The sequence below is a fragment of the Pseudovibrio sp. Ad46 genome (genome assembly GCF_001623065.1).
GTDB lineage: Bacteria > Pseudomonadota > Alphaproteobacteria > Rhizobiales > Stappiaceae > Pseudovibrio.
Genome location: NZ_LMCG01000071.1, coordinates 111,741 through 124,774 on the forward strand (window position 1 = coordinate 111,741; position 13,034 = coordinate 124,774).

Below are 13,034 nucleotides of genomic sequence, written 5' to 3' on the forward strand. Positions count from 1 at the left end.
ATCCCCTACTCCGCTGCAATCTTGTCGGTCGCTGTGCGCTGCGTAGCAACGTATTGATCGATCCGATCTTCAATCACAGGGCGGAAGTTTTTGATCAAACCCTGAATAGGCCATGCAGCCGCATCACCAAGCGCGCAGATCGTATGACCTTCCACCTGCTTGGTTACTTTGAACAGCATGTCGATTTCTTCATAAGAGCTCTCGCCCTTGACCATCCGCTCCATCACGCGCCACATCCAGCCCGTACCTTCACGGCACGGCGTACACTGACCGCAGCTCTCGTGTTTGTAGAAGTAGGACAGACGGGCAATCGCTTTGATGATGTCCGTGGAGTTGTCCATCACGATCACAGCAGCTGTACCCAGAGAAGAGCCAACTTCGCGCAGACCGTCAAAGTCCATCTTGGCGTCGCGGATCTCTTCGCCCTTCACACAAGGAACAGAAGAACCACCCGGAATAACTGCCAGCAGATTGTCCCAGCCGCCGCGGATGCCACCGCAGTGCTTTTCAATCAGCTCTTTGAACGGAATCCCCATGGACTCTTCAACAGTACAAGGTTTGTTCACGTGTCCGGAAACACAGAACAGCTTTGTACCAGCGTTGTTTTCGCGGCCAATACCGGAGAACCATGCACCACCACGACGCAAAATACTCGGGGCAACAGCAATGGATTCCACGTTGTTCACTGTGGTTGGGCAGCCATAGATACCCATGTTCGCAGGGAACGGAGGCTTCAGACGCGGCTGACCTTTTTTACCTTCAAGACTTTCCAGCAATGCAGTTTCTTCACCGCAGATGTAAGCCCCTGCACCGTGGTGCACGTAGATATCAAAGTCGTAGCCGTTCTTGTTGTTCTTGCCGATCAGGCCAGCATCATAAGCCTGATCAATCGCAGCCTGCAGACGCTCACGTTCACGAATGAACTCGCCGCGCACGTAAATGTACGCTGCAATAGCACCCATCGCGAAACCAGCAAGCAAGCAGCCCTCAACCAGATGGTGAGGATCATGACGCATGATTTCACGGTCTTTACAGGTGCCCGGCTCGGACTCATCTGCATTGACCACGAGATAGGCTGGACGACCATCGCTTTCCTTCGGCATGAAGGACCACTTCAGGCCAGTCGGAAAGCCTGCACCACCACGACCACGAAGACCGGAAGTCTTCATTTCGTCGATGATCCAGCTGCGACCTTTTTCAATAATGTCTTTGGTACCAGACCATGATCCGCGCTGACGAGCTCCTTCGAGCCCCCAATCATGCAGACCATAGATATTGGTGAAGATACGATCGGAATCGTTCAGCATCGCTTACCCCTCACCCTTTGCTTTGGCTTCCTGAGCTTTGCGGTGGCTCTCCAAGAACTCCGCAACACCAGCCTCAGCTGGACGAGGAACACCAGTATAACCAGCACCGCCAGTATTCAGAGCAGCACCTGCATGGTGCCGTGACGCTGCATCGGAACCGTCAACAACGATAGCTTCCTGAGGCGCACCCTTTGTGGTGTCCTCAATGTTCAGCAATGTGGTTGGACCACCCTCTGGCGCCGCGAAGATGCGGTCAACACCCTGAGGGCCCGGCAGAACCGGCTTTCCGCCAGCAATGTCATCAAGAAGCTTTTCAAACTTCTCAACATCCAGATCCTCATAGAAGTCTTTGAAGATCTGCACCATCGGCGCATTTACACAAGCACCAAGGCACTCAACCTCTTCCCAGGAGAAGTTTCCGTCTTCGGAAAGAGTATGAGGAGTCTCGGAAATCTTGCTTTTACAAACTTTGATGAGCTCTTCAGAACCACGCAGCTGACAAGGGGTCGTACCACACACCTGAATGTGTGCTTTTTTACCGACCGGCTGCAGCTGGAACATGGTGTAGAAGGTTGCCACTTCCAGAACACGGATGCGAGGCATATCGAGCATTTCAGAGATCGCACGGATCGCTGGCTCGGTCACCCAACCAACCTGCTCTTGCGCACGCCACAGAATTGGTACGACAGCAGATGCCTGACGCCCTTCTGGGTACCGCGCGATAACTTTATTCGCCCATTCCAGATTTTCTGGAGAGAACTCAAAAGACTCTGGCTGTTCGTGATGAAGACGACGCACTGACATTACCGGTCAATCTCCCCAAATACGATATCGATGGAACCGATGACAGCGGCAACGTCAGCCAACATATGGCCGCGGCACAGGTAATCCAACGCCTGCAGGTGAGCAAAGCCAGGAGCCTTGATCTTGCAGCGGTAAGGCTTATTGGTTCCATCAGAAACGAGATACACGCCGAATTCGCCTTTTGGCGCCTCAACGGCTGCATAAATCTCGCCTTCAGGGACTTTATAACCCTCGGTGTAAAGCTTGAAGTGATGGATCAGAGCTTCCATAGAGCGCTTCATTTCACCGCGCTTTGGTGGAACCACTTTACCATCGGTTGAAGAAACAGGGCCAGTTTCCTTACCCAGCATCTCCAGACACTGCTTAATGATGCGAACAGACTGATGCATCTCAAACATGCGGATCAGGTAACGGTCGTAACAGTCGCCGTTCTTACCGATTGCAATGTCGAATTCCATCTCATCGTAGCACTCGTAAGGCTGCGACTTGCGCAAATCCCACTTCGCACCGGAACCACGAACCATCACACCGGAAAAGCCCATAGCCCAGGCTTCATCAAGATCAACAACGCCGATATCAACGTTACGTTGTTTGAAGATACGGTTGTCAGTCAGAAGGCCTTCAATGTCGTCAAGAGTTTTGAGGAACGGATCACACCAGTTCCACATGTCCTCAAGCAACTGAGCAGGAAGATCCTGATGCACACCGCCCGGACGCACATAAGCCGCGTGCATACGAGCACCACAACCGCGCTCATAAAACGCCATAAGCTCTTCGCGAGGCTCAAAGCCCCACAGCGGCGGCGTCAACGCACCAACATCCATCGCCTGCGTCGTCACGTTCAAAAGGTGTGACAGCAAACGTCCAATTTCAGAGTAAAGCACACGGATCAGCTGACCGCGCTTTGGCACCTCAATGCCCAGCAAACGTTCAACTGCAAGAGCAAAAGCATGCTCCTGATTCATTGGTGCCACATAGTCCAACCGGTCGAAGTAAGGCACAGCCTGAAGATAGGTCTTGTGCTCGATCAGTTTTTCAGTACCCCGGTGCAGCAGACCGATGTGCGGGTCAACGCGCGTGACCACCTCACCGTCCAGTTCAAGAACCAGACGAAGCACACCGTGCGCCGCAGGGTGCTGCGGACCAAAGTTAATATTAAAGTTTCGTACCTGAGCCTCAGCCATTCTCTACCCGTGCCTCAGTTCGATGCTTTTTCATCACCAGGAAGCACATAGTCAGTACCTTCCCATGGTGAGAGGAAATCAAAACTACGGAATTCCTGAGTAAGCTGCACAGGCTCATAAACAACACGCTTTTTGGTGTCGTCGTAACGAACCTCTACATAACCTGTCAGAGGGAAATCCTTGCGAAGCGGGAAACCGTCAAAACCGTAGTCAGTCAGCAAGCGCCGCAGATCCGGGTTACCGGTGAACAGAATGCCGTACATATCGTAGGCTTCACGTTCAAACCATTCAGCACCCTTGAAAATGGAGATAACAGAAGGAATCGGAGTGGATTCATCTGTCTGAACCTTCACGCGAACGCGCAAGTTCTGAACGGGGGAAAGCAGGTGGTACACAACGTCGAAACGTTTTTCCCGAGCTGGCCAGTCCACACCGCAAATATCAACCAATGCTACAAAGCCGCACCGCGCGTCATCGCGCAGGAAACGCAAAACATTGATAATCTGATCATGGGACACATTAAGAGCCAGGTCGCCATAAGCAACCGACCAGCTCTTAACTTTGTCTCCAAGCGTTAGCTCGATAAATTCACCGAGTTCGCTAAGCGTCTCGTCCATTACCTTGTTTCCTATAGGTTGGACATCTCACAAATGGCAAGGAACCCCATGCCAGCAATGTCGATAAGGCCGCGCACCACGAAAGTGCACGACCTGTAATTTATCTTTCAATCGTACCCGTGCGGCGGATCTTCTTCTGCAGCAGCAGCACACCGTAAAGCAGCGCTTCAGCAGTTGGAGGACAACCCGGCACATAGATGTCAACGGGAACAACCCGGTCACATCCGCGTACAACAGAATAGGAATAGTGGTAGTAACCGCCGCCATTTGCACATGATCCCATGGAGATCACATAGCGAGGCTCTGGCATCTGGTCGTAAACCTTACGCAGCGCAGGTGCCATTTTGTTGGTCAGTGTTCCTGCAACAATCATCACGTCAGACTGACGTGGGGAGCCACGAGGAGCAAAGCCGAAACGCTCTGCGTCATAACGCGGCATCGACATCTGCATCATTTCCACTGCACAACAGGCAAGACCAAACGTCATCCACATGAGTGAACCGGTACGTGCCCACTGAATCAGACTTTCACTGGAAGTAACCAGAAAACCTTTATCAGAAAGCTCGTTGTTCACATTCATGAAGAACGGATCATTTTCGCCCACCGGGCGACCTGTGTTGGGATCAATGATCCCTTTTGGAGCTTCAGAGACAAGAGGCTTGGAGCCGTCAGAGATCAATCCCATTCTAGCGCTCCCTTCTTCCATTCATAGATGAACCCAATCGTGAGCACGCCCAGGAAGATCATCATGGAAACGAAGCCAAACCAGCCCAGTCCGCCATAAGCAACAGCCCACGGGAAGAGGAAAGCAACTTCGAGATCAAAGATGATGAAGAGGATCGATACCAGATAAAACCGGATGTCGAATTTCATACGCGCGTCATCAAAGGCATTAAAGCCGCACTCGTAAGCGGAGAGCTTCTCAGAATCTGGATTCTTGAAAGCTACGATAAACGGGGCAATGAGAAGCGCGAGGCCAATAACGAGGGCAACACCGATAAAGACGACAATCGGGATGTACTCCCTGAGGAGGTCTTCCATTTGTATATCCGTCCCTGGACGTAACAGGTCATGCGACCAATAAAACTCTTGGTGCACTGCACACACGGCAGAAAGTAGGGCGTAAGATTTGGAAGGACACCCTAGGATCCGGTGTATCTAGTCGCACCGCAACGCACGATTAGCTTAGCCCCACCATCTGCGCAAGACCTTACAACGGAGTAAATCGGGTTGGAAAGAGTGCCTTACGCCGCGAGAAGGTCACATTCTCGAGAGGCGGGCACTAAAAAGCCGCTAAAAACCTAGAGATATATATTATGAGTAAAATACTCATATTAAAATAGAAAAATGACGTTTTCTAACAATTGCTTGGGAAAACTACTCAAGACTTAAAATCGGACAATAAAATTGGTGCATTTTCCTGCGTAGTTCTGCGTAAATAGTCAAAATGTCTCAATTGAAGAGTCGCGGGGCAATACCCATGAGCCTGCACTACTTGCTACATTTTAAGTCCATGCCCGCAAAAACTTGTCCGCTAAATCCGCGATTTAAGACAGCTCCCCTACCCTAATTATAAGACAGCAAAGCTTTGGCAAAAGACATGGGCAGATAATGCAATAAAGCCCAGAGAAGATGAGCCAGAATACACGAAAGCACGGTGCGCTATTTAAAGCGAACACCGTGCTTTTCGTAGTAAATGAAAGTGGCGCGAGTGACGGGACTCGAACCCGCGACCTCCGGCGTGACAGGCCGGCACTCTAACCAACTGAGCTACACCCGCAACTCTCATTTATGTGTTTGTTATAGCAGCTACTTCTCAAGGAGAAGTGGCGCGAGTGACGGGACTCGAACCCGCGACCTCCGGCGTGACAGGCCGGCACTCTAACCAACTGAGCTACACCCGCAGCTATAACAGTTTGCTTGGACTGAACATCTCTTCCCAAGGGAAGTGGCGCGAGTGACGGGACTCGAACCCGCGACCTCCGGCGTGACAGGCCGGCACTCTAACCAACTGAGCTACACCCGCTCAATCCAAACTACCTTCAACAACACTTTGCTTTCCTGCGCCGCTTCTCCTAAGGAAAAGTGGCGCGAGTGACGGGACTCGAACCCGCGACCTCCGGCGTGACAGGCCGGCACTCTAACCAACTGAGCTACACCCGCTTGGGTCAGCAACGTTGTGTCGTTGTTGGTGGCGCTGATTTACGGCGGGGGCGGGTCCAAGTCAAGCGAAGTTGGATCGACTTTGCGAGTTTTTCCTGAATAACTTGTTTTCACTGTGAAAATCGGCCTCGAAATGCGTTCAGATGTGGAAAACAGGACTGCATATCACCCATTTTATCCCCTTCTGGACTCAAGGACTTTTTGGCTAGCCCTGAAAAAAATCTTATTCGCCATCAATGAAAATTCGAAAACCGCCTCAAAAAAGTCAAATCTCGTAATTCTACTTAGCGCGGGGCGGCTCCTGCGATAAAGTCAGGAACAATCATCTCAATCAAAATACAAAAAAGTCGACAGTCCAATTCATTTCAAGGACCGGTTTTATGGGCACATTTTTCAAAGCGCTTGCTCTCGTAGCAACAACAGCTGTCGCAATCCCCTCACCCACTCGGGCTGATACAGGGGACTTCATCATCGGGCTCGGTGTAAGAGCGATCGGAAACACGATCATAGATCACACCGCAGCTCAACAACCGACCCCACATGTCGTCACCGCACAATCGCAGCAGGCGCGCAGCATTCCCCGCATCGCAACTCAGCATACAGTGGCTCTCAGTCGCATTCAGCTGAAGGACGTCCAGTATCGCCTCAACCTGCTCGGCTACAACGCCGGGTTTCCAGATGGTGTAGCTGGTAAACGCACCTTGCGCGCAATAGGCAGGTTTCAAAGCACCCTTGGTTATGTGGCAACCGGGCGGCTTACACAGTCTCAACTGGAAGAGCTTTACACCCGCACGCAAAAGAAACGCTATCAGAAAACCCAGATTGATCAGGCGCAACCAACACCAGCTCAACCGCCCCTCCCCCAATCCAATCCCGGCGGGTACTCGGAGGCGGAAAAAGCAACAGTCAGGATCCCAAAAGAAAACAAGCTTGCGCTAGACCCCAAAAATCCACCTAACATTTATGGTCTGATCACTGGCATGCGCAGTGACGAAACTGCGGGCTTTCTAAAAACAGAAGGCTATGAGGAATGCGTAGAGACAACCGGACTGACCATCTGCAAGAAAGCAACCAAGAACCTTGAGGAAACCGTCAGCGTCAATAAGGTTGGAAACATCATCTACGGACTGAGCCGCACTGTGAGCTTCAAGACTGCCGCTCCAAGATCTGCAGTCCTAACCAAACTGGCAGAGGCCTACCCCAACCTCACCCGCTTCAAAAAGATGGCAACGTCCAGCTCCAAAACCTGCTTGGAGCACCACACTGGCGATGGGGCTAGTTTATTAGCACCTGCAGAGGCCAATCCATCCGACCCTGAAACGCTTCTGACACTTACAGAAAACTGCCGCAACTTCTACGCCATTGAGCTAGAAGGCACCCGCAACCTCAAGACCATGCGCATCACCCTCTACGACGGCCACCCCATCCAACTTGCAGAAGAAGAGCAAACCGGCATTTTCCAAACCAAATCCGAAGCCGCGGATGAGCTAAAGTTCTGATCAGCCTATGCCTTTGTATTGGCCTCAGATAATTTGGGGCCAATACAGCAGATGCCTCCAACCTCGTCAGGATTCACTCCCCACAAGTGAGAGATTATTCCTGCTACATACACAGTTAAAGTAGCCTCAAAAATTCATTTCTGTTCACCCGCAAATTTGTCCTTTTGGGAGCTCCAGAATGTTCAAAGCAAAAGCGCTCGCCCTGCTGGCTGCACTGTGTCTGTGCGCAACATCAGCCACTTCAGCCTCACTGCATAAACTCGAAGAATTCAAACCTCACGTCTCGTATGAAAAGACATCCTATACCTTTCCGTTTCTCGCCAAAGAAATTGAAGCGGCAAGCTATGATGCTAACGGATCTCTTGGATACATCCTCGTCGCATCAGACTCAGCAGATAATCTCGTTATCTCTACATGGCAGTCCAATGTCACAACACCAGTAGATCTGGTCAATCGAGGCAAAGCGCGCAGTGTTTCCGTCGCAAAGATCGACGACACCCACTTCATCACGCCCGTCATTGATGGAGGCAACAAGCTCAGGGTCATTCTCTGGAAGATCACAGGAGACGGCACGATAACTTATCGTAGTTTTCTTCTAGGGCCAGAGGTGACAGAAGTCACCTCTGCAAGTTCCGGCTCGGCTGCCATGATTGTTGCTCAACGCAAAAATGGCACTTTGTTTGCCAGAGCCTACAAGTTGAAAAACGCCAATAATTCGCCGGAAAAAGTACTAGACGAAAAAGGAACATACAACTTCGCAGGCGCAGCCGACCAACTCACCTTAAGTGACGGAACTGCAAATCTCCTCGCCTTCCGCGATGGTGATGGAAAACTGAGAGTTACCCGCCTTCGCAAACGCCAGAACGCATCCGTAATTGAACGCGGACCAACACTTGTAAGCATGGGCCAAATTCAGAAAGCCGCAATTACTGCTGCCGATGGCACTCCGAATGGCCGATGGATCACCCTATCAACAAGCAAAGGCCCCAGCGAGTTCAAAACAGGGCATAAATGTTTGGGCCAGACCATACACAAAGAACCCCATGGGCGTGGCAAGCTAATCGAATGGGATATCGGAACCGACGGCACCCAGTACCTCCGCCGAAGGGCTGAGCGTGAGTTTCAGGGCAGCGGAGGCGTCGCGAAGGAAGTCGCCGTAGAAGTGATCGGCAATGGCAACTATCTGGTCAGCAGCCACCTGGGCTTTGACACCTTCTGCAAACGAAACCCAAAAAACCGTGGCAAGCAGCGAATGGAGGTCCACTTATGGGATCACGCTGGCACCACCTATGACAAAGACGTCTCAGGCCGCATCAACGGCAAATACTACGACGTCGCCATCGCTGAGTTTCGCCCCATTCAGAACTACAACGCAAACTTCGTCGTAGCCCTCATCGGCGAAAACGAACAAGTCAAACTGACCATCTGGGGTGTGAAGTAGCTCAATCCTGAACCATCAAGGCAATTCAAGAGCTACCAGACAAAGAAGGCAGCCTCTTCAGGGAAGCTGCTTTTTTGTGCATCAACAAGTCTCCAGGGGTTTGCTTCAGTGCCTTTTCAGAGTGCCAACACCTTAAATCATTGCCTGAAACAAACCTTCTCGCATGAAGTACATTCACGGAAAGCTTACAAGAAACATCAGATAGGCATCGAACTTACCCGCATACCCAAAAATATCAGCATTTAAAAATCTCAACCTAGGAGTGAAATAATTAATTTATTTCAACTTACATTTTTTAGAGTTTGAGATAAATTTGCTGCAAGCGGATCTTTCCCGTCTTTCTTTTGATTTTATAAGTGTGCAAGGCAACAAAATGCGCAAAATGACTAAGCTTACTTCTGCTCTCTGCCTCTCTTTAGCAATCAGCACCACCGCCGCCCGTGCAGGCTCTGAGGATTTCATCTTCGGCCTCGGTGCAGGCATTATTGGTAGCGCTATTGTAAACGGTGCTAAAAAGAGCGCCCCAGCTCAGACGCAGAAACGAACAACACGGAAAAGAAGTAGTTTTTCAGCTGAGACACAGGACATCCAGCTACGCCTGAGCATGCTGGGCTTTGATGTGGGCACACCAGACGGCGTTTCAGGCCGCCGCACACGCAACGCCATACGCCAATTCCAAATTTCCATCGGCGCTTATGCAAATGGTAAGCTCGATAACAGACAAATTGCCAAGCTCTATGAACAGACAACACCACAACAGCCAGCAGCGCCAACACCTGTCGCAACCTCTGCCCCAGCGCCGGTTGCAGCCACGGCCCCAATACCTGTGGCGATCGTTGCACCAACGCCAGTAGTAGCACCAGTTGCAACAGCCGCACCATCGCAGCAAATCAACATTACAATACCTGTCACCCCCGGTTCAAACGCAACCAACAACGCTCAGGTGGTAAATGTCACTCCAAACGTGTCTCCCAAAAACGAGACACAAGTCGCGGTGACCACCTCGAAGCATCCCGCTCTTGATCCGGCCAATCTCCCGTCAATTCACGGCTTAACCGTTGAGCGCTTTGAGCATGACGTGCAAGGCCTGCTGGAAAAAGTCGGATACCAGGGGTGCGTAGTGGATGAAACGAAGACTGTGTGTTCACTGGAGAAAGACACACTCTCTGAAACCGTAAGTGTGCTTACTCAGGATGAAAACATCTACGGCTTGCAACGTGAAGTCAGCTTCAAAAACCCGGCTCCCCGCGCTGCAATCATGGGCAAGCTGCTGGACGCCTACCCGGTGCTCACGCATTTTGAGAATATGACTGCCACACAGGATAAAACCTGTCGCATTACTTACGTCAACAACAGCGGCGAGCTCCTGAAGCAGGCTCTGGAGAAACCATCCAACGCAGAAGCGCTGCGCCAGCTGTCAGACAACTGTAATGACTACCACAGCCTGGAAGTCTTTGGAGAAGACACTGTGAGTGGCATACGCCTCGTGTTTTACAGCAGCAAGCCAATCAAGGATGCGATTGAAAACCGCAAGGGTGCGTTCCAGATTTCCTCAAAGCCAGCACAAGACCTGACCTTCTAATGCTCCATCTAAGCTGAGCACCAATACGACACAAGCCAAACAAAAAAGGCAGCTTCCTCAGGGAAGCTGCCTTTTATTTTGCATCAAAGCTTTAAGAAGCTCACCAGTCATGGCGAATGCGTACGATCAGGGCGGTCATGAAGCCAAAGAACGCTGGAAGACCAGCATGTTCCAAACCAAACCAGGAGCAGCCAACAAGCATCTCCTTTTGTAGGCCTTTCAAAAGTTCCAAAAACAGGAAAAATCGACCCTCTGCACAACAGCATTAGAAGCTCCTCAAGATCTGATTTCACAATTGCGTGTCAAATCGGCCCTTCGGGGAGCTTCTTGCGTTTGGATTGGCCCTCCTCCTGCAGCACTCACTACGCATTCACTGCTCTGCCAATATTCGAGTCACTTGCGGCACACCCAACGCGGCCACGAACGCTTAAGACAAAAACTGAAAACCAAATCATGCAGCTGCAAAGCAAGGCATGCTTTACCAAGAACAATGAGGGATTCTGCGATGAAAACTGCCACAAAATTTCTACTGGCTACGACAACAAGCTTGTGCCTGCTGACCACACAGTCAAACGCCAGTGAGGAAGATTTTCTGCTCGGTCTTGGCCTCGGCGTTGCGGGCGCAATTGTGGCAGATGAAGCGATCAGCGATGACGTCTACGTGGAGGAAGTCTATATAGAAGAGGTCTATATAGACGAACCAGACCTCTATGTTGATGACAACGGAGATATCTATGTCGACGACTACGATGACTTCTATGAGGAGGATATCTACGTAGACGAAATCTATGTAGAGGACGTTTATATAGAAGTGCCGCACGTTGTAATCCCTCAGGCCACTCCCCGTCACCAACCCGCACAGACCCAAACACGCAAGCCATCCCAAAACCAACGCAAGGTCGGTTCACCTCAAACTCGTGGTATTCAGGTTCGTTTGAATAGTCTTGGATACAACGCAGGGAAACCCGATGGCATTCCTGGCAAAAAAACACGCAATGCGATCTCCCGCTTCCAAACCTCCCTCAATCATCCCGCCACAGGAAAACTAACTAACGTAGAGATTGCTGCTCTGGTTGAAAAAACTTCGAACCTCAATTCGAAAAAACAGCCTCAGAAAACTGACCAGCCAGCAAAGGAAGCAAGAAAAAAAGATCCTGTGAAGACCGCTGGAAAAATGCCAAGCATTCACGGGATGACCACAGGCGCTCCATTTGCAGGAACTGCGGAAAATCTGACAAAGAAAGGCTACTCCAACTGCCAGATTAAAACTGGCACTGTGAGCTGTACCCGCACAACAAAAAGTTTGAAAGATCAGATCACCGTCGGTTCAATTGACGGATCTGTCTATGCAATCCAGCGTTCCGTTCATTTTATTGAACCTGTTCCGCGGAAAGAAATTGAACATAGAATAGCCTCTGCTTATCCAAATCTCATCAATCAAAACAACATGATCCAGGCAAGCTCAGCCCACTGTCTCACAAACTATCAGCAAAGTCCTTCATCTCTGGCTCTGTCAACACTGAAGACACCACGGGAAGTGCAGCAACTTTTAGCCGCAGCAAAGTCATGCTCTTACCTCTATGCAATCGAGATTGACGATAAAGACCCGGCGAGTAGATTGGATATTGTGCTTTATTCAGCCAAACCAATCCAGTCCGCCCTCCATAAGAAGACAGATATCTTCGGTGCAACGACCGAAAAAACCAAAGACTTGACCTTCTGACAACATCCTTGAAGCCAAAACTGGCTTAGACACAAAAAAGGCTCTGATATTTTCATATCAGAGCCTTTTCTTAGTTCAGCTTAAAACTGCCGTTACCAGCCGTGGCGAATGCGCACGATCAGGGCGGTCATGAAGCCAAAGATCATGTGACCAACCAGAGACGCCCATGTCAGCTGAATGAAGCCGAGGAACGGTGGAAGACCAGCAAAGATGTGCGCCATGATGTAAAGCGCGAACACCCAAAGACCAACGCCATAGCAAAGACCAACAACCCACCATGGCAGCGGCGGAATGATCACACGTGCCAGCGGACGAGCAATATAGAGGTATCCGATAGGATAAAAGACGACGCCAACGACGGCGTGGATGACTTCAGCCCAGAAAAGGCTTCTGAAACCAAAGACCGACTGCACAAGTGCAGCTGGCTGTAGTGGACCACCAACCCAGAACGGCGTGATATAGCGCGCCCAGATCTCCCAGCTTACATCTGCAACGATGCCTGCCAGAAGGATGGTGACCAGAGTGTGCCACACAAGTGGCGGACAGATAGGGTGCTTATGACTTGAACCACTCATACGGCGCATGCCTCCACGTAGTTATACTTGATTGCCACGCGGAGTTAAAAACGATCTCAGTCATACAAGCTGTTATCTACGGCACACTTAGCAGCGCAATAACGGCTCTTGAGCAGGTCCTACACGATTGTTTCCAACC

11 protein-coding genes and 4 tRNA genes are annotated in these 13,034 nt (G+C 50.7%); 4 read left to right on the plus strand and 11 right to left on the minus strand.

Annotation, left to right across the window (positions count from 1 at the left end):
* Positions 1–5: 5 nt before the first annotated feature.
* From nuoF to PsAD46_RS19065, 10 genes are all read right to left on the minus strand, one after another.
* Positions 6–1,307, minus strand: coding sequence for an NADH-quinone oxidoreductase subunit NuoF (gene nuoF, locus PsAD46_RS19020; protein ID WP_063307609.1), 1,302 nt, complete (start codon positions 1,305–1,307; stop codon positions 6–8).
* Between the two features lie 3 nt (positions 1,308–1,310).
* Entirely contained in the window at positions 1,311–2,111 is an 801-nt protein-coding gene (gene nuoE, locus PsAD46_RS19025; protein WP_057465611.1) for an NADH-quinone oxidoreductase subunit NuoE, read from the minus strand.
* Complete coding sequence (locus PsAD46_RS19030; protein ID WP_057465612.1) at positions 2,111–3,295, minus strand: NADH-quinone oxidoreductase subunit D; 1,185 nt, start codon at positions 3,293–3,295, stop codon at positions 2,111–2,113. Before PsAD46_RS19030 ends, nuoE begins: the two co-directional genes overlap by 1 nt.
* Positions 3,296–3,309: 14 nt before the next feature.
* On the minus strand, positions 3,310–3,912 hold the full coding sequence (locus tag PsAD46_RS19035; protein ID WP_063307610.1) for an NADH-quinone oxidoreductase subunit C: 603 nt from the start codon (positions 3,910–3,912) through the stop codon (positions 3,310–3,312).
* A gap of 100 nt (positions 3,913–4,012) precedes the next feature.
* Positions 4,013–4,597 carry an NADH-quinone oxidoreductase subunit B gene (locus tag PsAD46_RS19040; RefSeq protein ID WP_057465614.1) on the minus strand — a complete coding sequence of 195 codons (585 nt, stop codon included), beginning with the start codon at positions 4,595–4,597 and terminating at the stop codon, positions 4,013–4,015.
* Complete coding sequence (locus PsAD46_RS19045) at positions 4,588–4,953, minus strand: NADH-quinone oxidoreductase subunit A (protein ID WP_057465615.1); 366 nt, start codon at positions 4,951–4,953, stop codon at positions 4,588–4,590. The genes PsAD46_RS19040 and PsAD46_RS19045 overlap by 10 nt, the downstream gene beginning before the upstream one ends.
* 662 nt (positions 4,954–5,615) lie before the next feature.
* Positions 5,616–5,692: transfer RNA gene (locus PsAD46_RS19050), tRNA-Asp, on the minus strand.
* A gap of 47 nt (positions 5,693–5,739) precedes the next feature.
* A tRNA-Asp gene (locus PsAD46_RS19055) sits at positions 5,740–5,816 on the minus strand.
* A 45-nt stretch (positions 5,817–5,861) separates the two neighbouring features.
* Positions 5,862–5,938 (minus strand) — tRNA-Asp (locus PsAD46_RS19060).
* Between the two features lie 60 nt (positions 5,939–5,998).
* Positions 5,999–6,075, minus strand: a tRNA-Asp gene (locus PsAD46_RS19065).
* A gap of 380 nt (positions 6,076–6,455) precedes the next feature.
* Between PsAD46_RS19065 and PsAD46_RS19070 the strand changes: the two genes are divergently transcribed.
* The 4 genes from PsAD46_RS19070 to PsAD46_RS19085 all read left to right on the plus strand — a co-directional run bounded on the left by PsAD46_RS19070 (position 6,456) and on the right by PsAD46_RS19085 (position 12,320).
* On the plus strand, positions 6,456–7,574 hold the full coding sequence (locus tag PsAD46_RS19070) for a peptidoglycan-binding domain-containing protein (RefSeq protein ID WP_063307611.1): 1,119 nt from the start codon (positions 6,456–6,458) through the stop codon (positions 7,572–7,574).
* A 178-nt stretch (positions 7,575–7,752) separates the two neighbouring features.
* A complete protein-coding gene (locus PsAD46_RS19075) occupies positions 7,753–9,015 on the plus strand; it encodes a hypothetical protein (protein ID WP_063307612.1) in 1,263 nt (420 codons plus the stop codon).
* A gap of 382 nt (positions 9,016–9,397) precedes the next feature.
* Positions 9,398–10,597, plus strand: a complete 1,200-nt coding sequence (locus PsAD46_RS19080; protein WP_193776972.1) for a peptidoglycan-binding domain-containing protein — start codon at positions 9,398–9,400, stop codon at positions 10,595–10,597.
* Positions 10,598–11,102: 505 nt separating this feature from the next.
* Positions 11,103–12,320, plus strand: coding sequence for a peptidoglycan-binding domain-containing protein (locus tag PsAD46_RS19085; protein ID WP_063292448.1), 1,218 nt, complete (start codon positions 11,103–11,105; stop codon positions 12,318–12,320).
* Between the two features lie 92 nt (positions 12,321–12,412).
* Here the strand turns inward: PsAD46_RS19085 and PsAD46_RS19090 are convergent, their stop codons facing one another.
* Positions 12,413–12,895, minus strand: a complete 483-nt coding sequence (locus PsAD46_RS19090; RefSeq protein WP_057461782.1) for a hypothetical protein — start codon at positions 12,893–12,895, stop codon at positions 12,413–12,415.
* Positions 12,896–13,034 lie beyond the last annotated feature (139 nt).